Raw genomic sequence first — 23290 nt, 5'->3', positions numbered from 1 at the left:
GCGCCCACCCCACACTAGGGGATGGGTATTCCTCGCCAGTCCGCCAGTCCCCGGCCCGCCAAGCCGGGCCTGCATCCGCGCAACCGGCACGCGGCGGGCTACGATTTCCAGCGGCTGGTCGCGGCCAGCCCAGAACTGGGGCCCTTCCTCCGCAAGGCGCCCCATGGCGGCCTCTCCATCGATTTCGCCAATCCCGCGGCGGTGAAAGCCCTGAACCGGGCCCTGCTGGCCGAGGCCTACGGCATCCGCGGCTGGGACATCCCCAGTGGCTACCTCTGCCCGCCGATTCCCGGTCGGTCGGACTACCTGCACCACCTGGCAGATCTCTTGGCGGAAGATGCCAACGGCGTGCCCCCTCGCGGCCCAGGCTTGCGCGTGCTGGATGTGGGCGTGGGCGCCAACGCCATCTACCCGCTCGTGGGCCACCGCGAATACGGCTGGTCCTTCGTGGGCTCTGACATCGATGCGGCGGCTCTGGCTTCGGCCTCCCGCATTCTGGCTGCCAACCCCGAATGGAGCGGCGCCATTGAACTGCGCCATCAGGCTGATCCAACCGCCATCTTTCGCGGCGTGGTGCGGCCCGGAGAGCGGTTCGACCTGACCCTCTGCAATCCGCCCTTCCACGGCTCGGCCCGGGAAGCTCGCGAGGCGGCCGAGCAGAAGTGGCGCAAATTGGGCAAGAATGCCGGTGGGTCGGCGCGCAACTTTGGCGGCCAGGGCCCCGAACTCTGGTGCGAGGGCGGCGAGGCAGGCTTCATCCGCCGCATGATCGCCGAAGGCCTCGACCTGGGTGATCGCGTGGGCTGGTTCACATCCCTGGTGTCGAGCTCCAAGTCCCTTCCCGCCATCCATCGCGCCCTCCGTCATGCGGAAGCCCGCGAGATCCGCACCGTGGCCATGGCCCAGGGCCAGAAGCAGAGCCGCTTCGTGGCCTGGAGCTTCCTGGATGTGGCGGCGCGGCGGGCCTTCCATCCGACATCAACACCGGAGCTGGCTTGAAACCCGAACTGCTTTTCCTGGCTGTGGCCGCCCTCGGCGTGGTGATCTACCAGCTCGCCCAGAAATGCGTGCCCGTCACCGTGAACCCCATGGCCATGCTCATGGCCGCCTACGCCGTGGCTTTCCTCCTCAGCCTCGTGGCCCTGCCTTTCCTGCAGGCCGCTGGCCCCGGCAACCCGTGGCGCTTGGCCTTCGCGGGCCTGGCCCAGGGCAGCGGGCCCTGGGTGGCACTGGTCCTGGGTGTGGGCGTGCTGCTCATCGAAGTGGGCTTTCTGATGGCCTTCCGGGCGGGTGGCTCCATGCAATGGTCCGGCGTGGCGGTAAACGGCGCGGCAAGCCTGGTGCTCATCCCCATCGCCATCGCGGTCTTCCGCGAGACGTTCTCCCTCACCAAGGCCGCGGGCATCCTACTGGTGCTGGCAGGCCTGGCGCTGCTCAGCCGGAAGTAGCTCGCCCTTCAGAACACCGACCAGCCCGTGCGGGTGGTGAAGCGGTCCAGGGCCTCCACACCGGCCACGCTGTTGCCGTGCGCATCCAGGGCGGGGCTCCACACGCAGAGGGTGCCGCGCCCTGGCAGCACGGCGAGAATGCCGCCACCCACGCCGCTCTTGCCCGGCAGGCCCACGCGGTAGGCGAAGTCGCCCGCCGCATCGTAGGTGCCGCAGGTGAGCATGATGGCGTTGATGCGCTTGGCCTCGCTGCGGCTGAGCAGGCGCGAGCCATCCGCGCGCAGCCCGTGGCTGGCCAGGAAGAGGCCCGCCTTGGCCAGGTCTGCGCAGCTCATGCGCAGGCTGCACTGACGGAAGTAGTGATCGAGCACCTGCCCCACAGGGTTTTCCAGGTTGCCGCAGCTGGCCATGAAGTGAGCCAGCGCCGCGTTGCGGTGGCCGTGGCCCGCCTCGGAGGCGGCCACTTCCGCATCCAGGTCCAGCGAAGCATTGCCGCTCTCCTCCCGCAGGAAAGCGCGAAGGGTTCCGAAGGAGTCACCGCTCTGCGAGAGCAGGCGGTCGACGAGGATGAGAGCCCCGGCATTGATGAACGGATTGCGGGGGATGCCCTTCTCGTATTCGAGCTGCACCAGCGAGTTGAAGGGGTTGCCCGAAGGTTCCAAGCCCACGCGCTTCCACAGGGCCTCGCCATCCTGGGCCAGCACCAGAGCCAGCGAGAAGGCCTTGGACACGCTCTGGATGGAGAAGGGTGTGCGCCAGTCCCCGCTGCCCAGAACCGGGCCCTCCACCGTGGCCAGGGCGATGCCGAACTGGGCCGAATCCACCGCTGCCAGGGCCGGAATGTAGTCCGCCACCTTGCCCTGCGCCGCAAAGGGGGCCGCCTCGCGGGCGATGTCATCGAGTAGCGCTTGAAGGTCCATGGCTTGAGAATAAGCCACGGATGAACACGACGTAAGGTCCCCGCCAGCGCATGCGTTGGCGGGGGGGTGAACACGGATCAAGGCTCTCAGGTTTCCATCCGTGTTCATCTATGTTCATCTGTGGCAAAGATCATGTCCTGATGGAGTGCCCATGACCCCCTTCACCGCCGATCTCCTCATCCTGTTGCGCCGCGACCTCCGCTGCTTCATCCGCGAGGTGGAGAGCTTCCCTGACGACACCTCGCTCTGGCGCGCCGTACCGGGCATCAGAAACAGCGCGGGCAACCTGGCCCTGCATGTGACGGGCAACCTGCGCCACTTCCTCGGGGCGGTCTTTGGCGCCACCGGTTACGTGCGCCAGCGCGATCAGGAATTCGCCCAACGGGAAGGCACGCGCGCCGAGGTGGCGGCCCTGCTCGCCACGGCCCTGCGGGAGCTGGAAACGGGTCTGGCGGCCCTGGCCCCGGATCAGCTGGAAGCCCCCTTCCCCCAGGAACTCTACGGCCTGCGTCCCCCCACAAGCCGCTTCCTTTTGCATCTCGCCACGCACCTCGCCTTCCATCTGGGCCAGGCGGGCTACCTGCGCCGAGCGCTCACCGGCGAGGCTGGCGCCACCCAAGGCATGTCCATCGCGGAGCTGGGCGAGGCTTGAGGCCTGCGCTTCTCCGGCGCAGAATCGGAGCCGATCCCAAGGAGCCGCCCATGTCCCTCGCTGGCCAAGTCGCCCTCGTCACCGGAGCCAGTCGCGGCATCGGCGCAGCCGTGGCCAAGGCTCTGGCCGCGCAAGGCGTGGCCGTGGCCGTGAACTACTTCGGCTCCGAGGCTGCGGCTCACGCGGTGGTGGATGACATCATTGCAACCGGTGGCCGCGCCTTGGCCGTGAAAGCCGATGCCCGGGATCGCGCCCAGCTCGAGGCCATGGCCGCCACCGTGCAGGCCCAGCTGGGGCCCATCGGCATCCTGGTGCTCAACGCCTCCATCGGTTTTCCCATGGCCGCCTTCGCCCAGTACCCCTGGCAGGCCTTCGAGGCCAAGCTCACCGGCGAGCTGGGGGCCGCCTTTCACGGCTGCCAGGCCGTGCTGCCGCAGATGCTGGCCCGGAAGGATGGCGCCATCGTGGCCATCACCAGCGGCCTGGCCCGCCACCCCGGCTGGGGTTTCTGCGCCCACAGCGCCGCGAAGGCGGGCCTGGAGGGCTTCGTGCGCGCCTTGGCCTGCGAACTGGGCCCCATGGGCATCCGCGTGAATGCCGTGGCCCCGGGCCTCACCGAGACGGATGCCACCGCGCACCTGCCGGAGAAGCACAAGCAGGCCACCGCCGACCACACGCCTCTGCGCCGCAATGGCCAGGCTGAAGACGTGGCCCAGGCCGTCGTCGGCCTCCTCCAGTCGGGCTTCGTCACCGGCGCCACCCTGCCCGTGAACGGCGGCATCCACGTCTTCTGAGGTTCCCATGCATCCCACCCTCCGCGCCGGTCTGATCCTCGGGCTTTCCGTGGCTGCCTGGACCTTCGTCATGGGCTTCACCGGCTGGTACAAGAATCCCAGCCTGCTCTTCCTGTTCTGGCTGGTGGTGCCTCTGCAGATCGGCATCCTGGTCTGGGCCCTCCGCGGTCTGGCCCCCGTCAGCGGTTACGGCCGCCAGGTGTGGAACGGCGTGAGCATCTCCCTGCTGGCTTCGATCCTCATCTACTGGGGCAGCATCCTCTTCACCACCGTGGTCTTCCCCCACTACTTCCAGGACATCGAGGCTCTGGGCCGCGCGATGATGGCCAAGCAGGGCCTCGGCGCCGAACAGATCGAAGCCGCCGTCAAGGCCGGCGCCGCCATGCAGACGCCCCGCGCCAGCGCCATGGCCGGCGCCATCGGCACCATGGTGACGGGCTTCCTCACCTCCGTGGTCGGCGCCATCTGGCTGCGAAAGAAGTGATTCAGCGTTCGACGCGGATATTGGCCACCAGCTCCAGCGGGAAGCGACGTCCGGCCAGGGCATCATCGAGGCAGCCCAGCACCCAGCCCGAGCGCAGAGCGGCCCTCCTCAGTTCCTCGCGGGTGAGCCAGTGGCAGCGGAGGATGTCGGCATCCTGGGGTGCGGCGTTTGCCCCTTCCGGCACAGTGCCCCAGAAACACACGCGGAGGTAGTCCTTCCCGTTGGCGGCCAGCAAGGGGTAGATCCCCACAATGGCTTCGGGCGTGAAGGCCAGGCCGGTCTCCTCGTGCACCTCGCGGCGCACGGCGTCCAGCAAGGCTTCGCCGGGCTCCACGTGGCCCGCGGGCTGATTGATGACGGGCAAGCCCGTGACCTTGTCGGGCTCTTCTACAAAAAGGAAGTGGCCTTCACGCTCGATGATGGCGGCAACGGTGAGCGCCCACATCAGACGCGGAAGAACAGGAAGAAGCCGTTGGCGAAGTAGACGAGCCCCACCACACCCACCACGAGACCCGCCCAGTAGACAGGCTGCTTCTTCATCAGGGCCGCGATGGAGGAAAGCAGGATGGCGATTTGCAGGAAGATCACGGCCAAGCCAAAGGGTGCACCGTGCTTCTGCGCTTCGGCCTTGGCCGCCTCATAGCCGCGCGCCGTCTTGTCAATCTCGGCCTTTTCGCCTTCGTACTTGGCGACCTTCTTTTCCACATCAGCCAGGCTCTTCTCCAGCACCTCCTTGGAGGCTTTCGGCGCCAGCTCGATCTCCCGCTTCAGGCGCATGGCCTCCACTTCGTAGAGGTTCCCCTTGATGCCCTTGGCCTGGTAATGCGCCCACTCGTCCGAAGCCTGCGCCTGGCTCAACACCGTCTTCGTGGAATAACCGCCCCCCTTGAAGGTGGCCAGCGTCGCGCAGACGGCCAGAATCACCGTCGTGAGGGCCAGCAGGTTCAGCCAGGGTTCTTTTTTCTCTTCGGCCATGCGAGCTCCCGTCCTCCCCTGATCATACAAAAGGTGGCCGCTCCAGCCTCACTCCAACTCCCGGTGGTCAAGGCGGAGCCGTTGCCGCAGATCCCGGCGGGTACCGGGGAAGACATCGGCCTTGCGGGCCAGGTCCTCCACCTCACGGGAGCGTTCCCGGAACAGGTCCGCCGCCGCGCGCATGCGGGCCACTTCCGATTCGTGCCCCTTCACCGGATTCCCCTGGAGGGCGCCACGTTCCCATAGGGCGTAAAAATTCCGATCGAAACTACCGACCACCTTCCCATCCCAGTAGTAAGCCAAAAAATAGGCGAAGGAGGATTCCAGCTGATCCGCGGAGCGGGCCAGGGCCACCAGTTGAGCAGCGTAGCGTTTGGTGCCCTCCTCGCGGGCCTGGTCGCTTTCGCTGGCCCCGGCGCCGGGCAAGAGCCCCTTGAGGTTGCCATCGGTGGGAGGCGTGACGAAGGCGATGGGCAGAGGCCGCCCCTCCATGAGGGCCTTGGCATGATCGATGGCCACGGCGAAATTCAGGCCCTGGCTGCCCCGGAAGCCCATGGTATTGATGCCCACCACCCGGCCTGCGTGATCGATGAGCGGCCCCCCGCTGTTGCCGGGGTTCAGGGCCGTGTCCGTCTGGAGCACCACCACCTTGTCCAGCTGGCGCAGGCTGCTGACGATGCCCCGGGTGACGGTGTTCTGGAACACTCCCATGGGCGTGCCGATGGCCAGCACCTCCTGCCCCTGGCGCACGTCCTGGATGGTACCCAGGCTGAGGACGGCATGCTCGGGCGCGGAACCCATGATGCGCAGCACGGCGAGATCATAGTCCTGGGAGGTGGTGGCGATGGCGGCATCCAGGGTGCGGTTGTCGGAAAGGCGCAGCTTCACGTAGCTCTGCCCCACCACCACGTGGTGGTTGGTGATGAGCCGGTCCCGGTCCACGAAGAAGGCACTGCCCCGGCCCGAGGAGGTTTCCACCAGCACCACGGCGGGCATGGCCTTGGCGATGACTTCTTCGATCGAGGGCGAAGCGACCGGGCTCGTCGCGGATTCCTTCTGCGGCATCGGAACCTCCGCGAGCGGCGCCTCCACCCCTGGCGAGGGCACCTGGGGCGCAGGCGTCTTGCGCCCCTGCAGCCACAGCACCAGGCCCGCGCCGCCAGCACCGGCCAGCGCCACCGCGAGGACGAGAAGAATGCCCATCGACCAGGACCGCATGCATGCTCCCGAAGGTGATGGCTTCATCCTGACGAAGCGGTCGTCAACAAACAAGCACGGCGCCTCGCGGCGCCGTGCAAGCTGAAACGCAGAGCGTTTCGATGGATCAGGAATCCCTAGTAGCGGTAGTGGTCGGTCTTGTAGGGACCCTCCACCGGCACGCCGATGTACTTGGCCTGGTCGGGGCGCAGGGCCGTCAGTTTGGCATTGAGGGTCTGCAGCTGCAGGCGCGCCACCTGCTCATCGAGGTGCTTGGGCAGGGTGTAGACGCCCACCTTGTACTCGTTGTTCTTGGTCCACAGCTCGATCTGAGCCAAGGTCTGGTTGGCGAAGGAGGAGGACATGACATAGCTGGGATGGCCCGTGCCGCAGCCCAGGTTCACCAGACGGCCCTTGGCCAGCAGGATGATGCGGTTGCCCTTGGGGAAGATGACGTGATCAACCTGGGGCTTGATCTCTTCCCACTGGTACTTCTCGAGGCCCGCCACGTCGATCTCGCTATCGAAGTGGCCGATGTTGCACACGATGGCGTTGTGCTTCATGCGGATCATGTGGTCGTGGGTGATCACATGGAAGTTGCCGGTGGCGGTGACGAAGATGTCGGCCTTGTCGCAGGCTTCATCCATGGTGACCACCCGGTAGCCCTCCATGGCCGCCTGCAGGGCGCAGATGGGATCGATCTCGGTGACCCACACCTGGGCGGACAAAGCTCGCAAGGCTTGGGCGCTGCCCTTGCCGACGTCTCCGTAGCCGCAGACGACGGCGATCTTGCCGGCCACCATCACATCGGTGGCGCGCTTGATGGCATCTACCAGGGATTCGCGGCAGCCGTAGAGGTTGTCGAACTTGCTCTTGGTGACGCTGTCGTTGACGTTGATCGCGGGGAACTTCAGCTCGCCCTTCTTGGCCATTTCGTAGAGGCGATGCACGCCCGTGGTGGTCTCCTCGGTCACGCCCTTGATCTTGGCCAGCTGGGTGGAGTACCAGGTGGGCTGCTCAGCCAGGCGCTTCTTGATGGCGGCGAAGAGCACGGTGGCCTCTTCGCTGTCGGGGTGATCCAGCACATGGATGTCCTGCTCGGCACGGGCGCCCAGGTGCAGCAGCAGGGTGGCGTCGCCGCCGTCATCCAGGATCATGTTGGCGCCGCCCTCGAAATCGAAGATGCGGTGCGTGTAGTCCCAGTATTCGGGCAGGGTCTCGCCTTTCACGGCGAAGACCGGAGTTCCGCCCGCGGCGATGGCGGCGGCGGCGTGATCCTGGGTGCTGAAGATGTTGCAGCTGGCCCAGCGGACATCAGCGCCCAGGGCCTTCAGGGTTTCGATGAGCACGGCGGTCTGGATGGTCATGTGCAGCGAGCCCGCGATGCGGGCGCCCTTGAGCGGCTGCTGCGCGGCGTACTGCTGGCGGATGGCCATGAGGGCGGGCATCTCCCCCTCGGCGATGGCCAGCTCCTTGCGGCCCCAGGCGGCCAGGGACAAGTCGGCGACAATGAAGTCGGTGGTGGCAACGGTCATGGGACCTCCTCGAAGGGTCGGGCGAAGGGTGGGAGCCACCTCATCGACCCGCTGCTGGGTTGAGGTGAGCGCCGTTCCTTGGAGAAGTGTCCGAGCCTGAGATCCCGCGCAGCCATCTGCCGGGTCCTGCAGCGCTCCTCGGACCCTCCCAGGATAATCGGTCCCGACAGGGATATAGGGAGTCTGTTTTTTGCAACAATACAACCTGTCTTGTTTTTATATTTTGTAATAAAATAGTTACAAAATATAAAAATTAAAAATAAACGAGATATTTAAATTTTATAAATATTTGTCATTTATTGATGACTAGAATATTTTATAACTACGTGTAAATAAAGAAATAAAAGGCTTTAAAAAGTGGCACAACTCTGGATTTGGTTTGCCTTGCCTGAAAGGAGGCAACCATGTCCAACCCCTTCTCTGCTCTGGCCTTGGCACTCGCCCTGGCCCTTCCCCTATCCGCTGCCCCGGATCGCGCCCCGCGGGCACCCCAACGGCCCATCAATTTGAACACCGCCTCGGTGACAGAGTTGATGCAGCTTCCTCGCGTCGGGCAGAAAACCGCCGAGCGGATCATCGCCTTCCGCAAACAGCACGGCGGCTTCCAGCGGCCTGAAGAACTGATGAACGTGAAGGGCATCGGCGAAAAATCCTTCGCCAAGCTGAAGCCCTTCCTGGCTGCCACCTCTGCGCCGCGCCCTGCGGCTGCCAAGAACTAGGAGCGCGCCATGAGTCTGGACTGCCGACGCACTTCCCAGCGGGGCACCTCCCTGCTCGAACTCACGGTCGTCATGGCCCTGATCGCGCTTCTCGCGGGCGTGGTCACCGCCGCCTGGGACACCGGATCGACGGAACTCGCCGCCGCCCATCAGGAGATCGTCGGCAGCCTGGACCAAGCCTTTACCCTGGCCCGCGCCCGCGGCACCGATGTCACGGTGGCCCTGGGCAAGGCCAGCGGCGCAGGCGAACACCTGCCCGTGCAATTGAGTCGTGGCGTGAAGTGGGGCAAGCCCGCCCACATCCCCTTGCCACCGGACATGGACGCCGACCCCCTGGCCGCACGCACCGGCGAATCCCATCCCCTCATCACCGTCACGCCCCGCCACACCACCCTGGCCAGCGCCTGGTTCGTCAACAATGGCAAGGAAGCCCTCTGCATGCGCCTCAACGGCAAGGGCCACCTGAAGGTGCTGCGCTGGCGGCGAGAGCTCTCCAAGTGGACGAGGGTCTGATGCGCGCCGCCTCCGCTTTCCTCCAACAGGCCCTGCAAGCCGTGGCCCGCCACTTGCCCACCCTTCCCTGCCCGCCCCTTCAGGCTGCCCAAACCGAATTGCGCCGCAGCCTGCACCTGGCCTTCGGCCTCGCCGCCGCCCATCGCCGCGCTGTCGTGGTGACGCCCTTCCAGAGGAGCTCCGGGGCCTGCGTCGCCGTGCAATTGCCCGCAGGTGTCCAATGGGGACGGCCCAAGGCCATCCCGCTACCCCCCAGCCTTGCGGGCAGTGGCTGGCGCGGCGGGAAGCCACGCCCCATCACGGTCACGCCCGAACGCCAAGCGCTGGCGAATGTCTGGTTCCTGCACCACGGAAGACAGGCCCTATGCCTCCGGTTGGGCCTCACGGGTTCGATGGAACTGCTGCGGTACCGCCCCCTCCTCGGCGCCTGGGTCACCTGCTGAGGGGAGTCATCATGCGCATCCTCGACCTTTCCCCCGATCAACGGCCCCGCGAGCGGCTCCTGGCAGGCGCCGGGGAAAGCCTCGCCGATGCCGAACTGCTCGCCCTGCTCTGGGGCACCGGACGCCAGGGCCAGAGCGCCGTCGAGTTGGCCCAGGCAGTGCTGGGCCGCACCGGCGGCATCGCGGGCCTGCTCCACCTGGGCCTCAGCGATTGGCTGGAGCAACCGGGCCTCGGCCCTGCCAAGGCGGGCCAGCTCTGGGCAGCCCTGGAATTGGCCCGGCGAGCCCAGCGCAGCGCAGAACGTCCGCGCATCACCAGCCCTCGCGTCGCCGGGAATTACCTGCTTCCCCGCTGCCAGGGCTGGGCCGAAGAGCGCTTCGGGTTGCTGGCCCTGAATGCCAAGGGCGATCTGCTGGCGGAGCGCATCCTCAGCCAGGGCACGGCCACGGCCACGCTCATCAGTCCTCGTGAGTTTTTCCGCGAGGCTCTTCGCTACGGGGCCACCACGGCCTTGGCCTTCCACAACCATCCCAGCGGGGATCCCACTCCCAGCCGCGAGGACATTCAGCTCACCCGCAGGCTTCAGGCCGCCGGTGAATCCCTCGGCGTCCCTCTGGCCGATCACCTGGTGCTGGGGCGGGAGCGCTACCACAGCTTCCGCGCTGCCGAAGGCTGGGATCAGCACTGAACACCGAATGCCGATTCCGACTCATCCCGTCGGGGAGTTCTCCGTATCCCCTTCGGACGGCATCATGCCGCCCCAGTTCCATTGCCCTCGGAGAGCCCATGAAGTCCCTCGCCCTGCTTCCCCTCGTCTGCTCATTGGCCCTGCCCCTCGCCGCCCAATCCCCTGCCCGACCCACCTTTGGTTTTTCTGCTCAGCTCAACGCACCCCTCGGGAACCTGAAGGAGGACACGGACAAGTCCCTGGGCACCGGCGCCAGCTTCCTGGTGCAGTGGAATCTGGCCGGTGGCCACGCGGTGCGCCCGCGCCTGGACGTGAACGTCTTCAACGTCTCGTCCTACGAGCCCAACCACAGCAACTACCGGGAATCTCGCAACCTCAGCGCCGTGGGCGCAGCCGTGGATTACCTCTACTACATCGAAGGCGCACCCAAGGGGCTCTACCTCACAGGAGGTCTGGGCGTCACCCGCTGGGACCTCAGTTACACCACCAGTGACCGCATCGGCAACAGCTTCTCCTCCAGCTATGACCGCTCCAAGAACACCAGCAGCCTCAGCCTCGCGGCAGGCCTGGGCTGGCAGTTCACCCGGGTCATCGGTGCCGAGGCCCGCTTCGTCCATGCCCCCTACAAGGCCTTCAACTTGAACGATCCCACCTCCACCAGCCGCACCGAAGTGAACCGCGACGGCAACCGCCTGGAACTGGCCGCCACCTTCCGCTGGTAGAACACCCGCGCTGAAGACCGGCTCAGGAAGACCCTGGAATCGCTTTCGAGCGGGCTGAATCGATCGCGTGAAACGGTCTCGCGAGGCTGGTTTTCAGCGAGAAGATCCGGCCCCTCTGGTAGCCTGAAGAGCCAAGCCCCTTCGGAGTTCCAGCGTGCGCCACTCAACGGTTTGTCTGCCCCTGTCGATGCTATTGGCCTTGGGTGCTTGCAAGGCTCCCGAGCCTGCCCCCACCAAAGCGGCAGCAACAACTGGTCAGGCCTTCACAACCACTCCCAGCGGTCTCGGCATCCTGGATCTGCAAGTGGGTGAGGGGGTCTCGCCTCGCGTGGCGCAGACCTGCGTGGTGGAAGTCTCGGGTTGGATTGAAGAGGCCGGAGCCAAGGGCCGCCAGTTCCTCGATACCCGGAAGCGCGGATATCCCGCCACCTTTCCCCTCGGTGTAGGCCGGGTGATCGCGGGCTGGGAGCAGGGTATCGCCACCATGAAGAAGGGCGGGCGCCGCCTGCTGCGGGTTCCCCCGTCCCTCGGCTACTCCGAAAAGGAAGCCGGTGACGACATTCCTCCAGGATCCACCCTCCTGTTTGAAGTGCAGCTCGTCGACCTGCGATAGCTCTGCTTCTGCCGAGGAAGCCCGTGTCTGCCGCCCCTCCTTCCGCACCGCTTCCCGCGCCCTCCACCGGCGGTCACCCCGCGGCACCAAGCAGCCTGGATCCCAACTCCCGCGCCTTGATCCGCTCCCTTCTGATCGTCGCGGCGATCATCACGGGAACGGAACTGACCATCATGGTGACCCTCGAGCCGCTGTTCGGGGAGAACCAACTCGTCATGGCCTTCGTGGATTCGGGAACCCTCATCCTGGTCTGTTTTCCCTGCCTGTACTATCTGCTCGTCAAACCCATGGTGCGCCACCTCGTCACCAAGGCCGAAACGGAACGGCACTTGAAGGAGATGGAAGCCACCAACGAGTTCCTGAAATACGATGCCAAGGTGCGGACGGAGGCCGAACTCGCCGAGCGAACCAAGGCCGACTCCCGCATCCAGTTCCAGGCGGGTCTGCTGGCCGTGGTGCAGCAGGCCGTCATCGCCACGGGGAAGGGAGGGGTGATTCTCTACTGGAACCAGTTCGCGGAACTGCTCTTCGGATGGACGGAACAGGAGGTGCAGAACCAGACGCTCGCCATGGCCACAGGGTTTTCGGTGGAATCCGCCGCCTACGGGCTGTCCGGGCCCGTGGCTGCCAAGGGGTGGTCGGGGGAAGTGCGGGCCGTCCGCCGCGATGGAACGCGGTTTCCCGCCTTCCTCACCGCCTCCACCATCCGCCGCAACGATGATTCGATAGCAGGGTTCGTCTACACCTTCATCGATATTTCCGCCCGCAAGCAGACCGAGGCCGCCATCCGCGAATCGGAGGAGAAGTACAGCACCGTGGTCGAAAGCTCCCCCACGGGCATCTTCATCTACCGTGAAGGCCGATTGGTCTTTGGCAACCAGCGCTTCTTCCAGATGATCGGCAGCAGCCCCTTCGACCTGGCGCGCCTGGAAGTCACCTCGCTCATCCACCCGGATGATTGGCCTGCGGTTCAGGAACTGTGGCGGCTTCGTCTGGCCGGAAAGGGTACGGCTCAGGACTATGAATGCCGCATGCTGACCCCCCAGGGGGAGGTGCGCTGGATCAGCGGGCGCACCACCTTGATCCAGTACGGCGGCGCTCCCTCGCTTCTGGGGAACATCCAGGACATCACGGAAAAGCACCTCGCCGAGGCGGCGCTCCGGGAATCCCGTGAGACTTTGCAACGCGTTTCCGCACGCCTGATGTCCGCCCAGGAAGGTGAGCGGCAGCGTGTCGCGCGCGAGCTCCACGACAGCCTGGGACAATCCCTCAGCGCGGCCAAGTTCATCGTGGAGCGAGCCCTCGACGAGGAGGGCAGCGAGCAGCAGGGCAAGTCCCTCCGGGCCGTGGTGCCCATCCTCCAGAATTCCGTGGAAGAGGTTCGGCGCATTTCCATGGCCCTGCGGCCATCAACCCTGGATGACCTCGGTTTGCTTGCCACCATCGCCTGGTTCACCCGCGAATTCCAGAACACCTATCCCCACTTCGAGGTCGAGCGCGTGGTGGACATCGAGGAATTCGAGGTGCCTGACGAGCTCCGCACCAGCGTCTTCCGCATCATCCAAGAGGCCATGAACAATTCCGCCAAATACAGTCAGGGCACACGCATCACCGTGGGCCTTCGGCTGGTCATGGGCGAGCTGCAGGTGGTCATCGCCGATGACGGCATTGGCTTCGATCCCAAGAATGTGAAGCGCAGCCACTCGGGTAGCGGCTACGGCTTGGCCTCCATGCGGGAGCGGGCGGAACTCTTTGGCGGCTCCATGATCGTCACCTCGACTCCAGGCCAGGGAACAATGATCATGGCCCGATGGCCCGTGGACGAAGACGCTACTTCGTGACCAGGCCCTTTTCGATGGCGTAGGTGGTCAGGGAGGAGACCGTCCTCAGGTTGAGCCGGTCCATGAGGTTTGCCCGGTGCTTCTCCACGGTCTTCGGGCTGATGCAGAGGTACTCGGCGATGTCCTTGGTGCGGTAGCCCTCGGCGATGAGTTTCAAAACCTCCCGCTCCCGGGTGGTCAATTCATCGAAACTGGGCCGCATGGCCGTTGGGTCCTTTGCCCCCAGGTACCCCATGACCACGGTGCTGGCGATGGCCGGGGCAAGGTAGCGCTCACCGTTGAGCACGCTTCGCACGGCGAGGGTCAGTTCCGAAGCCGAAGAATCCTTCAGCACGTAGCCATCAGCGCCGGCTTGCAGGGCCGTGAAGACGTAGTCCTCGGTCTTGTGCACCGTGAGCACCAGCACCTTGGTGCCCGGGCTCACCCGCTTGATTTCCTTCAAAGCCTCCAGCCCATTGGAGCGGGGCATTGAGAGGTCAAGCATCATCAGGTCGGGCTTCAACTCCTCGGCGCAGCGGACAGCCTCGCGGCCATCGGTGGCCTCGCCGACCACTTCCAGATCAGGCCTCGCGCCCATGAGCGCCTTGAGTCCTTCCCGAAGAATGGTGTGGTCATCGGCGATGACGAGCCTGTGCCTGCGTTCCGATGCCATCCACCCCCCGGGCTACGAGTTTGCGAAAACCAACATTACAGGTCCAGAGCCTGGATTGCCTACTGGTTTCATCCACAGGAAGGGAAGCATACCCCAAATGAAAAGGGGGAGGGCATCGCTGCCCTCCCCCACATGGACTGTCTAAATTTGGCAACGTTCTGGAGGTTACTGGCCGTTGAACCTCAGGCCGGTGGCATCCGCGTTGATCAGGTTAAAGGTGCTGCTGCCCGTGACCAGGGTCCAGGTGTTCAGGATGCCGGAAGCCGTGAGGCTGCCCGACCAGCCCGCAGGCACCTGGAAGGAGAAGTCACCGGCACCGGACGTGGTCACCGTGGCATAGGTGGTGGCCGGAGTGCCCGCGTTCAGGAGGCTGACCTGGACGCCGTTCACGCTGGTGCCGTTGGTCCGGCGCGTCCGTCCAGAAATGGTCTGGAAGGCTGTGAAATCCCGGGCCGGATTGTTCGCCGCGGTGATGCCAGGTGCAGCGACGAACTGGGCCGTGAAGGTGTGGCCATTGAGGCTGGGCGTGATGGTGCCCGTCCAGCCCGAATTGACCGTAAAGCTGTAGGAACCATCCAAGGTGGAGGTGAGCACCGAACCGAGGTTGCCGAAGCGGATGGATACCGGCTGGACCAGGCCGCCCGAGGTCAAGGCCGCGAAATTGGAGACCTTGCCCGTGACGATGACGCCGATGGTGGCCACGAAATCGCGGGCCGTCTGCGGAGTGGTGACACCGAAGAACGTACGGGAAGCAGGGGTGAAGAGATACCCGGGGGCTGTTGCAGTGGCCGTTCCCGACCAGCCCGCAGGCACGGTCTGGGAGTATTGTCCGGTGCTGTCCGTCAGAGCCGTGCCGCCGCCATTGCTGAAGCTGATGACAATGCCGTTCAGGGGCTGGACAGGGTTGGAGGCGATGTAGACCCGGCCGGAAATGATCGCGTTGGAGATCGCGGTGTAGTTGGTCACCGTGCTGGCCGTGATGGCGGCATAGGCCGTCGAGGGAGGCGTGAAGGTGTAGCCATTGCGGGAGGGCGTGATGGTGCCCGACCAGCCGGGGGTGAAGGCCAGGGTGTAGCGGCCATCAGTGCCCGTGGTGGTGCGGCCACCGGGGTAGTTCAGGGTCACGCCCGGCAGCGGGTTGCCGTTGAAGGTCACGAGGCCGGTGATGGCAACCTGGGCGGCGAAGTTCTGGCCGGCCTGGTCGGTGGAAAGCGCGTTGAAGGTGCGGGAAGCGGGCGTGAAGATCAGCCCATTCGCCGAGGGCGTCAGGGTGCCCGTGAAAGGATAGGGCAGGTCGATGGCATAGGTGCCGTCGGCGGCGGCGGTGGCCGTCTGCCCCGTGCTGGCCGCCAGGGTGACGGTGACACCCGCGGGGACGCCGCTGATGGTTCCCGAAACCTGGACCGAGGTGATGTTCACGCTGGAGACAGCGGTGGGAGCCGCTTCACCGGCCTGGTTGTAGGCCACGATCCGGTAATCGGTGCGCACGCCAGGAGTGACGTTGAAATCGGTGAAGGTATGCACGTTGGGGACAACGGTGGCGATGGTCGTGAAGGATCCGCCGGGCGTGCGGCGCTGAATGGCGAAGCCCGTTTCGTCCGTGGAATTGTCCTGCCACACCAGGTCCGCACGGGTGGCCAGCGTGGGTGAAAGGGTGGCCTTGAGGGCACTGGCGGCCCTGGGGATGGTCGTGGCGACCGTCAGCACCATGGGGCGCATGAAGTCGTTCTCTTCATGACCGAGGATGTGGCAGTGCCAGACGTATTCCCAGCCGAAGTTCTGCAACTCGTTGGTGCCGGTGACGGTGTTGCCATCTGTCGAGCTGGTCCAGGAGATGGGCTCGTGGCGGGCCTTGGTGACATCGCCCAGGCGGCGGCTGTTGGGCAGGTGGAAGGGCAGGCGGGGAGAGAGCGGCCGGAAGGCGACGATGATGTCCTCCAGCGGGTTCATCTTGACGGTTTCCTTCCAGCCGATCTCGTTGGCATCGGGCAGGCGCACGGCGCCGTCCCAACCCACGCGGTTGATCACCTGGACATCGAACAGGTGGAAGTGGACCGGGTGCGTGTCCACGCCGTTGTGGGTGATCTTCCAGTACTGGGTGGTGCCGTCCGTCAGGTTCTCGGTGGCGGGATCGGAATAGCCCAGAGGAATGGTGGTCTGATTGGTGAAGTTGGTGAGGGGCAGTTCCACGCCCAGGGTGGCGTTCATGCGGCCGTAGTCAAGCTCAAACAGCTCCTGGATGGCCTTGGGGGCCAGAGAGGGCTGCGTCAGCACGCCGTTCTCCGTGGCGGGGAAAGGCATGCGGATCTTGGTGTCCTGGATGCGGACATAGACGTTGTTCGTGAAGAGCTTCTGCTCGGCAGGCGTCAGCACCTTGTTCATGGCGCTGTTGTAGCTCAGCTGAGGAACGATCGGGGGGTGCTGGGATTCGGCGAAGACGCTGGGGGCCGCATCCGTTCCCACGAAGGCCGCGCTGAGAGCCGCGAGGTCAAAGGCAGGCGCCGGAGCGCTGGCGGCCACGTTGATCTGCATGATGGTGCGGATGTTCGGGCCGTAGCCAGGCTGGGTGGTGGCAGCGCCGCCACTGTCGGTCTGGTCGGGATCGCCCGTGTAGTAGTCGAGGCGGGAATCGAAGGCCGGCACCGGAGCGGGGCCATCGTTGTAGAGGATGAGGGTCTTGCCGGCGTAGGCCGAGAAGTCGACGATCACATCGGCGCGTTCCGCGGGGCCGAGGAAGAGGGCCTTGTCCTGCACATTGAGCACGACGATATCGCGGCGGTTGTAGTTGTAGCCGATGGGCTGGGGCGCGATCACCACAGGCGAAGGCAGGAAGCCGCTCTCGTTGCCGATCTGGATGAAGGAAGGACCGGCTGCGGCGGGGTCAGGCACGCCTCCGTCACGGCCGTCCGTGGGCCAGGTGGCGGGCCAGGCGGTATTGGGAGCCGAAGGCACCATGGGCACCTCCGTTCCACCAGGCGCATCGGCCTGGAAGATGGAGAGGTTCCAGAAGCGGTCGTTGGAGGCGTTCAGGATGCGGAAGCGGTAGGCCTTGGGCTCGACGGTGACCGAAGGGTAGGCCACGCCGTTGACCACGGGGGTGTCCATGAAAGCTTCGGGCACCAGGGAGGGGTTGGGCGTTCCGGGAATCTCGGTGCCGTTGGGATCGTTGGGAACCGGCTCCGCGCCATGCTGCAGGCCCACGCCGTTGTTGTTGACGGCCAGGGGCAGCGGAGGCCAGAACCATGCGCCGTAGTCCCAGCGTCCCATGGCATTGGCGCCGGAGATGTCGGCGGGATTCTGGTTCGTCATGTAGACATGCGGGTACCAGAGGCTGCCGTCGCCACCGTATTTGTTCACATCCCACGTGGGATCGGTGCCACCTGCGACACCGACAGTGCCAAGGGTGGTGGTGTCGACGAAGGTCTTGTCCTGGATGACGAGGGGGATGCCGTAGTTGTAGTAGTTCGGGCCATTGGAGAAGCCGAGGTTGTTGGGCAGCAGGCCGGCATTGATGAGCCGCTCCTCGACGGGGTCCACGATCAGGTAGCCCGCAGCCTCACCGGCATACACGTTCAGGCGGGTGAGCCCGAAGGAGTGGTCGTGGTAGAACATGAACCGGCCGCTCTGCTGGTTGGTCCAGTAGTAGGTGCCCACACCATCGCGGCTGTTGGCCCCGGTGGCCATGTCTGGCACGTTCTGGAAGACCGCGCCCTTGGGATAGGGAATGGGCGTGACGCCATCGGCCAGGGTGTCGTGGGCGGGCGTCACCCACTGATGGGGCGTGCCGTCGCTGATCCAGGGGCTCAGGCCGCCGTGGAGGTGCAGCTCGGCGCGGTTCTGGGTGAACAGCCCGCCATTGGGGCCCACACCGGCGCCCATCATGGTGGTATCCACCGGCAGGAAGAGATCGCCTGCCGCGCCAGTGGGCAGCATGTTCACCATCTTCACGCGGACGGCGCGATCGCGCTTCGCGATGATGACGGGGCCGAGGTAGTTGGTGTTCTGCCCGTTCTTGGCGTTCACGGGTGTGGCAGCGTTCAGATCCTGGTAGCCGCGCAGCTTGGTGGGGGCCAGTTCCGAGTGGAGCTGCTGCTTGTATTCCACCACGCCGATTTCGTAGTAGTCGGAGGTGGTGTCGAAGGGGTTGGCCTTGGGGGTGGCCACGGGGATGTAGTTCCCCAGATTGTTGGCGTTCTCAGGCCCGAGGCCCGCCAGCGTGTCCACGAATTTCCGGATCGGCTTTGTGTTGTGCCAGTTGCTGGCGGTGCCGAACATGTAGTCCGGCTGAGCCAGCTGGAAACCAGGGCCCGGAACAATCAGGGCAGAGGCGGATTCCCCCTTGGCGGCGGCGACCTTGGCAGCCACCTTCGTGGCCTGACTCACCATGGCCTTGGCCATGGGATTGACTCCGAGCGTCTTGACATCCACCTGGCCGCCCTTGTTCTGGAGCGCGACCTTGGTGCGGGCGGCAGCGGCCTCACGGGCTTGCGCCAACGTGCGGCGGCGGGTGGCCCGTTCCACGATGGCGTTCTTGTCGCCACCGGCCTCGGGAGGCGCGGTGCGATTGGCGCCGTCCGGCATCTGAGCCTGCATCGTGAGACCCGCGAACAACGCGGCTCCCAGCGCCAGCAGGCGGTTGAGACGCTTCATCATGGTGCACCTCGTGAAGTGAAAGGGAATTGGAGAAGGAGACGGGCAATTGGCAATCGCCGGTGTGGTGGAGGCAAACCCACCTGCCGGAGCTAACGGGCTGTCCTGAAGGTGGATTCCAGAGTCCGTCGAAGGGACGAACGGAGGTATGGGTAGTTCCCCCCATCGGATGGGGGGGAAACCCTTAAATCGAATCCAGCTTTCCCGACCCTCGACCCGGTCTCTGGAAAGCGATCACGCGGTCATGATCCGCGAGGCTCAGAATTCAGTAGTAGAGCTCGGCGCTCGCCAAGTAGCCGAACCCGACCCCGCCCACCACCAGCACCTTGCCATTGGGAAGCGCGATGGAGGTGTGCAGCTCCCGCGCCGTGCCCAGGCTGCCTGTGGCCGAGAAGAGCCCAGTGGCGGGGTCGAACAGCTCTCCGGAGGCCAGGATGGGGGCCGGTGTGCCGGTACCTCGGCCACCGAACACCAAAACCTTCCCCGTGGCGAGCAGGGTCGCCGTGTGCCAGAAGCTCCGGGCCGCGGCCAAGCTCCCCGAGGCCGTGAACGTGCCGGTGGCCGGATTGTAGAGTTCCGCCTGCACACTGGCCGAGCCACCGGCCATCAGAACCTGACCGTTGGGCAACAGGGTTGCCGAGTGGTACGAGCGGGCCGCGGACATGCTTGCCGCCGCAGTGAAGGCTCCTGTGGCGGGGTCGTAGAGCTCTGACGTCGACAGGGCGCTCGCTCGGAATCCACCCGCGACAAGAACCTTGCCGTTGCCCAGGAGGGTGGCCGTGTGGGTGGCCCGCGTGGCCAGAGGGGCAGAGGTGGTGGCACTGAAGGTGCCCGCCGCCGGATCGTACACCTCCGCGGTGGCCACATAGGTGCCAAGGTCGCGCCCAGAGACCATCAGCACCTTGCCGCTCGCCAGCAAGGTGGCGCTGTGATCGGAACGGGCAGCGGCCAGATTCCCGGTGGCCGTGAAGGTGCCCGCGGCGGGATCGTACACTTCCGCTGAGGCCAGGGTGGCGCCCAGGTTCACCCCACCGGCGATGAGCACCTTTCCATCGGCCAGCAAGGTGGCGCTGTGCTGCTGCCGCGCGGTGACGAGGCTGCCCGTGGCCGTGAAGGCGCCCGTGGCGGGGTCGTAGAGCTCTGCGCTGGCCAGTGCGAGGCTGCCATCGCTGCCGCCCACGACCAGCACCTGGCCATTCTTGAGAAGGGTGGCAGTGTGATAGGCCCGCGGCGTGGCCATGCTGCCCGTGCTGACGGTGGTGCCCGAGCCCGCGGCCCCCGTCACGGTCAAGGTGGCGGGGTCGCTTTTCACGACGGTGTTCGTTGCATCCGTCACGCTCACACGGAACGCGGCGCCGCTGTCGGCAAGAACCGTGGCAGGCGTGGTGTAGGAGGCCGAGGTGGCTCCGGTGATGGCCACACCATCCCTTTCCCACTGATACGTGAGGGTGCCGGTTCCAGCGGCCACCACGCTGAAAGTGGCTGTCTGCCCTTCCAGCACGGTCTGGCTGGCGGGTTGCGTGGTGATGCTGAGGGTGCCGCTGCCCACGGTGATGCTGAGGGCCACCGTGGCACTGCCACCGCCGTTGGTGGCCGTCACGGTGTAGGTGGCCTGGGCTGCGGCGGTGGTCGGGGTTCCGGAAATCACCCCTGTGCTGGCATCGAGGTTCAATCCCGCGGGCAAGGCTGGGCTCACCGAATAGCCCGTGGGTGCCCCGCCCCCCGTCGTGGGTTTGTTTTCGGTAATGGCCACGTTCACCAGATAGACAGCCGGGTACGCGCTGTAGCTCAGTCCCGTGGGCGCCTGCGCCGGGTCCTTACACCCCACATGGAGCAGCGCCAAGCCCAGGAACAGCCAAGTTATCCAGCTGCCGATCACGCGCATGACGACCTCATATCCGAAAGGGGACGACGATGGGAAGCCTTGATCATACGCGTTCACTCCATCCCCTCAGTGCAGCACCCAATCGCTTTTGCGCAGCAATTGGGGCTGGGGGCCCGGCCCCAGCTGCATGATGTAACAGCCTTTGGAAGCGTAGCGCTGGCCTGGACCGAAACTCAGGCGGAGGAAATCCGGCAGAGTCTGATCGGCCTGCATGCCAATCCGATCCATGAAATTGTCCCGGTAGAAGTTCCGGTCCATGTCCATGAGGCCCTGACGCAGGATCTGAATCATCGAGTAGACCCGCGTGTAGATCCGGGGCTCCGGGTTGCGCTGGGTCATGCCTGCCAGCAGAGAGTCCGCGTACTTCGAGACATCCGGCTCATCCTTGGGATCCCGGTAGGGGTAGGTGAGCCAGGTGAAGGAACGCGCCGCTTCGGGAAGGTCCTTCAGGCGGGTGCGCAGAAAGCGGCTCGACATGAAGACGGCTTCCGGATGCGTGGGCTGGTTGGCCAGGTCGCGCAGGGCCAAGAAGCTGTCGGCCCCCGTCCACACCAGCAGGATGGCGGGGCGTTCCCGCTGGAGGATCGCCTGCAGCGCCTCGGAGCCGAGGGACTCGCCCTTCCCCAGGCGGATCTCCTTCACCTCCTCCTGGCCCAACTCCCGCCAGGTTTCGCGAAAGCCTGCAGAGAGATCCCGGCCCTCGGGGCCCTCCTGGATGACCTGGAGGATCTTCGCCGAAGTCGGGGCGGGCTCCATCCCCCGCAGGTAGCGGGCCGCCGCCTGCCCCTCCTGGTAGTAGCCCTTGGAGAAGTACTGGGTGTAGCTGTCCGTTTCGGAAATGACGGGGAAATCCGTGATGGGCAGGAGGCAGGGGAGCTTCTGGGCCTCGCAGAAATCGTGGATGGGCTTCCAGTCTCCGTACGAGATGCCTCCGATCAGCGCGAAGACTGGTTCCTCCGCCAGATGGCGCTCCAGCTGCTGCCGCCAGGTCCCGGACTTTCCCGTCAACCGCCAAACGGACAGGGCCAGTTTGCGGTAGCCGCCGCTCATCTCGTTGCCACCTACCCCCAAATACATCCGGTTGCCAAAGCCCTTGGGATACTGATTGTGGCGGGCCACGTAGTTGGTCATGGGCCGGAGCATGGCCTCCTGATCCTCTGGGCTCACCTCCTCGGTGACCACAGTGGCGAAGCGGATCGTGGTGGCATCGATCCCTGGCGAGAACTCGGCCGACAGCGAACGCAGGTAGTGGATCAGGATGGCCATGTCCCGATCTTCAAGCTGGTAACGCGGCATGATGGCGTGCAGTTCGCGGCCCGTGGGATCGATGCCCGTGCGCAGGGCATGGGCCAGGGCCTCATCGGTGTAGGCGGGCCGGGCTTCGGGAGTCTGCAATCGCAGATCCTTCCGCTCTGCGAGCGAGAGGTTGGGGAATTTCCAGTAGCGGGGCTGCGCCAGCTTCGCCCCGTTGGTGGGCAGGGTGACAATGCCGCCCTCGAAGGAGCCCAGCCCGCTGCGCATGTGGCAGCTCACGCAGGTAAAGGCGGTGCCCGCAATGGCGATGTCATTGCTGACCACGGCCTGCATGGGCTCGCCCGAGGGCAGGAGCCCCTGGCGGTACATGCGCTCGCCCAGGAGCCGTGCCTGCTCCGCGGGCAGTCCGGCCACCATCTGTGGCACCTTGTCGGCGGGCGCTGCGCCCAGTGCGATACAAGTGCCGAGGAGGAGCGCCAGAGCGACGGCGCGCGACAGGAGCCTTCCGGGGGCCCTCACAGGATCCCCACCTTCCGGCACTCCGCCATGAACTCGGAGGAGCTCATCATGCCGAAGAGGCGCACCCACTTCCCGGTTTTGGGGTCGCGGATCAGGGTGAGGGGATAGTGGGCCATCTTGTTCGGGATGTACGCATTGAAGGCGATCATGGCCTTGTCGATGTCCTCGCGCCGCCCCGTGAGGAAATCCCAGCCTGGCTTGGCCCGGTAGCGCTTCAGGTAGTCGCGCATCACCTTGGGCGTGTCGTTCTCCGGATCAATGGAGATGGAGATCAAGTGGATCTTGGGGCTGTTCGGGGGGAGTTTCGCCTGCAGGTTGGCGTAGCCCGCGGAAAGGACCGGGCAGATGGTGGTGCAGGTGCCGAAGATGAAATCGAGGATGACGGGTTCGCCGGATTCCAGGAGGGGCTTCAGCTTCACCTTCGCCCCATCCTGGTTCACCAGGAGCAGATCCGGCACCGTGTAGGCTTCCAGGGTTCGCACGAGGGGCGCGGGCGCCTGGGCGGAGAGGGTGCTGGGCATGACGGCCCACACACTGAGGACCAGGGCGGCAAGGTTCAATGTGGCTCGGTGCATCCCTCAGGCCCTCCTGACATACCCCATCAACGCCACCGGCTCCTGAGCGCCAGGGCCGGATGGAGGCGTGGACTGCGCGCCGGCGAGTGAGTCCTTGATTTCTTCACGTCCGCCGCCGCAAATCAATGGGGAGTTCTCCCCACTTGCCCTCCCCACAAGGCCGTGGACTAGACTGAATGCTCCCGAAACGGTGAGGAATCCATGCATCCA

General features: G+C 65.4%; 22 protein-coding genes and 1 riboswitch. Of the genes, 12 read left to right on the top strand and 10 right to left on the bottom strand.

The features are described from left to right. The first annotated feature begins 21 nt into the window (after positions 1–21). Positions 22–999: a 23S rRNA (adenine(1618)-N(6))-methyltransferase RlmF gene (gene rlmF / locus Q9293_RS03045; RefSeq protein ID WP_306249911.1), complete on the top strand. Its 978-nt coding sequence runs from the start codon at positions 22–24 to the stop codon at positions 997–999. Next, positions 996–1448, top strand: a complete 453-nt coding sequence (locus tag Q9293_RS03040; protein ID WP_306249909.1) for a hypothetical protein — start codon at positions 996–998, stop codon at positions 1446–1448. Before rlmF ends, Q9293_RS03040 begins: the two co-directional genes overlap by 4 nt. 8 nt (positions 1449–1456) lie before the next feature. Here Q9293_RS03040 and Q9293_RS03035 read toward each other — a convergent pair whose 3' ends face one another. After that, on the bottom strand, positions 1457–2368 hold the full coding sequence (locus Q9293_RS03035) for a glutaminase (protein WP_306249907.1): 912 nt from the start codon (positions 2366–2368) through the stop codon (positions 1457–1459). A gap of 151 nt (positions 2369–2519) precedes the next feature. On the opposite strand from Q9293_RS03035, the gene Q9293_RS03030 reads away from it, so the two are divergent. Genes Q9293_RS03030 through Q9293_RS03020 form a run of 3 tightly spaced genes read left to right on the top strand, consistent with a single transcriptional unit; the run spans position 2520 to position 4298 of the window. Beyond that, positions 2520–3020, top strand: coding sequence for a DinB family protein (locus tag Q9293_RS03030; protein ID WP_306249905.1), 501 nt, complete (start codon positions 2520–2522; stop codon positions 3018–3020). Positions 3021–3070: 50 nt separating this feature from the next. Beyond that, positions 3071–3814, top strand: a complete 744-nt coding sequence (locus Q9293_RS03025) for an SDR family NAD(P)-dependent oxidoreductase (protein ID WP_306249903.1) — start codon at positions 3071–3073, stop codon at positions 3812–3814. A 7-nt stretch (positions 3815–3821) separates the two neighbouring features. After that, complete coding sequence (locus Q9293_RS03020; protein WP_306249901.1) at positions 3822–4298, top strand: DUF4199 domain-containing protein; 477 nt, start codon at positions 3822–3824, stop codon at positions 4296–4298. Position 4299: 1 nt separating this feature from the next. Here the strand turns inward: Q9293_RS03020 and Q9293_RS03015 are convergent, their stop codons facing one another. The 4 genes from Q9293_RS03015 to ahcY form a co-directional block, all read right to left on the bottom strand. Beyond that, complete coding sequence (locus Q9293_RS03015) at positions 4300–4743, bottom strand: NUDIX domain-containing protein (protein ID WP_306249899.1); 444 nt, start codon at positions 4741–4743, stop codon at positions 4300–4302. Continuing rightward, positions 4743–5273, bottom strand: coding sequence for a DUF4337 domain-containing protein (locus Q9293_RS03010; RefSeq protein ID WP_306249897.1), 531 nt, complete (start codon positions 5271–5273; stop codon positions 4743–4745). The genes Q9293_RS03015 and Q9293_RS03010 overlap by 1 nt, the downstream gene beginning before the upstream one ends. 48 nt (positions 5274–5321) lie before the next feature. Further along, a complete protein-coding gene (locus tag Q9293_RS03005; protein ID WP_306249895.1) occupies positions 5322–6491 on the bottom strand; it encodes a S1C family serine protease in 1170 nt (389 codons plus the stop codon). A gap of 116 nt (positions 6492–6607) precedes the next feature. After that, complete coding sequence (ahcY, locus tag Q9293_RS03000; RefSeq protein ID WP_306249893.1) at positions 6608–8005, bottom strand: adenosylhomocysteinase; 1398 nt, start codon at positions 8003–8005, stop codon at positions 6608–6610. Positions 8006–8064: 59 nt separating this feature from the next. Beyond that, a riboswitch (S-adenosyl-L-homocysteine riboswitch) is annotated at positions 8065–8151 on the bottom strand. Positions 8152–8409: 258 nt separating this feature from the next. On the opposite strand from ahcY, the gene Q9293_RS02995 reads away from it, so the two are divergent. From Q9293_RS02995 to Q9293_RS02965, 7 genes are all read left to right on the top strand, one after another. Next, positions 8410–8724: a helix-hairpin-helix domain-containing protein gene (locus Q9293_RS02995; protein ID WP_306249891.1), complete on the top strand. Its 315-nt coding sequence runs from the start codon at positions 8410–8412 to the stop codon at positions 8722–8724. A gap of 9 nt (positions 8725–8733) precedes the next feature. After that, a complete protein-coding gene (locus Q9293_RS02990) occupies positions 8734–9237 on the top strand; it encodes a Tfp pilus assembly protein FimT/FimU (RefSeq protein ID WP_306249889.1) in 504 nt (167 codons plus the stop codon). After that, positions 9237–9680 (top strand): hypothetical protein, encoded by a 444-nt coding sequence (locus Q9293_RS02985; RefSeq protein WP_306249887.1) that lies wholly within the window; start codon positions 9237–9239, stop codon positions 9678–9680. The genes Q9293_RS02990 and Q9293_RS02985 overlap by 1 nt, the downstream gene beginning before the upstream one ends. 11 nt (positions 9681–9691) lie before the next feature. Then, entirely contained in the window at positions 9692–10369 is a 678-nt protein-coding gene (gene radC / locus Q9293_RS02980) for a DNA repair protein RadC (RefSeq protein WP_306249885.1), read from the top strand. A gap of 98 nt (positions 10370–10467) precedes the next feature. After that, positions 10468–11091, top strand: coding sequence for an outer membrane beta-barrel protein (locus tag Q9293_RS02975; protein WP_306249883.1), 624 nt, complete (start codon positions 10468–10470; stop codon positions 11089–11091). Between the two features lie 154 nt (positions 11092–11245). Next, on the top strand, positions 11246–11704 hold the full coding sequence (locus tag Q9293_RS02970; RefSeq protein ID WP_306249881.1) for an FKBP-type peptidyl-prolyl cis-trans isomerase: 459 nt from the start codon (positions 11246–11248) through the stop codon (positions 11702–11704). Positions 11705–11727: 23 nt separating this feature from the next. Further along, on the top strand, positions 11728–13545 hold the full coding sequence (locus tag Q9293_RS02965) for a PAS domain S-box protein (protein WP_306249880.1): 1818 nt from the start codon (positions 11728–11730) through the stop codon (positions 13543–13545). On the opposite strand, the gene Q9293_RS02960 is transcribed toward Q9293_RS02965, so the two are convergent. From Q9293_RS02960 to Q9293_RS02940, 5 genes are all read right to left on the bottom strand, one after another. Then, a complete protein-coding gene (locus tag Q9293_RS02960; RefSeq protein WP_306249878.1) occupies positions 13535–14197 on the bottom strand; it encodes a response regulator transcription factor in 663 nt (220 codons plus the stop codon). The genes Q9293_RS02965 and Q9293_RS02960 overlap by 11 nt on opposite strands. 165 nt (positions 14198–14362) lie before the next feature. Further along, entirely contained in the window at positions 14363–18850 is a 4488-nt protein-coding gene (locus Q9293_RS02955; RefSeq protein WP_306249875.1) for a multicopper oxidase domain-containing protein, read from the bottom strand. A 262-nt stretch (positions 18851–19112) separates the two neighbouring features. Next, a complete protein-coding gene (locus Q9293_RS02950) occupies positions 19113–20732 on the bottom strand; it encodes a kelch repeat-containing protein (RefSeq protein WP_306249872.1) in 1620 nt (539 codons plus the stop codon). A 66-nt stretch (positions 20733–20798) separates the two neighbouring features. After that, positions 20799–22403: an ABC transporter substrate-binding protein gene (locus Q9293_RS02945; RefSeq protein WP_306249870.1), complete on the bottom strand. Its 1605-nt coding sequence runs from the start codon at positions 22401–22403 to the stop codon at positions 20799–20801. Positions 22404–22501: 98 nt separating this feature from the next. Then, positions 22502–23080, bottom strand: coding sequence for an SCO family protein (locus Q9293_RS02940; RefSeq protein ID WP_306249868.1), 579 nt, complete (start codon positions 23078–23080; stop codon positions 22502–22504). Positions 23081–23290: the final 210 nt, after the last annotated feature.

Source organism: Geothrix sp. PMB-07 (assembly GCF_030758935.1).
In the GTDB taxonomy this organism is placed as follows: domain Bacteria; phylum Acidobacteriota; class Holophagae; order Holophagales; family Holophagaceae; genus Geothrix.
Note: the sequence above shows the minus strand (reverse complement) of the source record. Positions and strands in the feature narration are given on the sequence as shown.

Bases quoted from the DNA above. Each gene is read 5' to 3' on its own strand.
- Q9293_RS03010 (WP_306249897.1), bottom strand. From the start codon at position 5,273: ATGGCCGAAGAGAAAAAAGAACCCTGGCTGAACCTGCTGGCCCTCACG.
- Q9293_RS02995 (WP_306249891.1), top strand. From the start codon at position 8,410: ATGTCCAACCCCTTCTCTGCTCTGGCCTTGGCACTCGCCCTGGCCCTT.
- Q9293_RS02985 (WP_306249887.1), top strand. From the start codon at position 9,237: ATGCGCGCCGCCTCCGCTTTCCTCCAACAGGCCCTGCAAGCCGTGGCC.
- Q9293_RS02990 (WP_306249889.1), top strand. From the start codon at position 8,734: ATGAGTCTGGACTGCCGACGCACTTCCCAGCGGGGCACCTCCCTGCTC.
- ahcY (WP_306249893.1), bottom strand. From the start codon at position 8,005: ATGACCGTTGCCACCACCGACTTCATTGTCGCCGACTTGTCCCTGGCC.
- Q9293_RS03035 (WP_306249907.1), bottom strand. From the start codon at position 2,368: ATGGACCTTCAAGCGCTACTCGATGACATCGCCCGCGAGGCGGCCCCC.
- Q9293_RS03030 (WP_306249905.1), top strand. From the start codon at position 2,520: ATGACCCCCTTCACCGCCGATCTCCTCATCCTGTTGCGCCGCGACCTC.
- Q9293_RS03015 (WP_306249899.1), bottom strand. From the start codon at position 4,743: ATGTGGGCGCTCACCGTTGCCGCCATCATCGAGCGTGAAGGCCACTTC.
- rlmF (WP_306249911.1), top strand. From the start codon at position 22: ATGGGTATTCCTCGCCAGTCCGCCAGTCCCCGGCCCGCCAAGCCGGGC.
- Q9293_RS02950 (WP_306249872.1), bottom strand. From the start codon at position 20,732: ATGCGCGTGATCGGCAGCTGGATAACTTGGCTGTTCCTGGGCTTGGCG.
- Q9293_RS02940 (WP_306249868.1), bottom strand. From the start codon at position 23,080: ATGCACCGAGCCACATTGAACCTTGCCGCCCTGGTCCTCAGTGTGTGG.
- Q9293_RS03025 (WP_306249903.1), top strand. From the start codon at position 3,071: ATGTCCCTCGCTGGCCAAGTCGCCCTCGTCACCGGAGCCAGTCGCGGC.
- Q9293_RS02975 (WP_306249883.1), top strand. From the start codon at position 10,468: ATGAAGTCCCTCGCCCTGCTTCCCCTCGTCTGCTCATTGGCCCTGCCC.
- Q9293_RS02945 (WP_306249870.1), bottom strand. From the start codon at position 22,403: ATGGTGGCCGGACTGCCCGCGGAGCAGGCACGGCTCCTGGGCGAGCGC.
- Q9293_RS03020 (WP_306249901.1), top strand. From the start codon at position 3,822: ATGCATCCCACCCTCCGCGCCGGTCTGATCCTCGGGCTTTCCGTGGCT.
- radC (WP_306249885.1), top strand. From the start codon at position 9,692: ATGCGCATCCTCGACCTTTCCCCCGATCAACGGCCCCGCGAGCGGCTC.
- Q9293_RS02960 (WP_306249878.1), bottom strand. From the start codon at position 14,197: ATGGCATCGGAACGCAGGCACAGGCTCGTCATCGCCGATGACCACACC.
- Q9293_RS02955 (WP_306249875.1), bottom strand. From the start codon at position 18,850: ATGATGAAGCGTCTCAACCGCCTGCTGGCGCTGGGAGCCGCGTTGTTC.
- Q9293_RS03005 (WP_306249895.1), bottom strand. From the start codon at position 6,491: ATGCGGTCCTGGTCGATGGGCATTCTTCTCGTCCTCGCGGTGGCGCTG.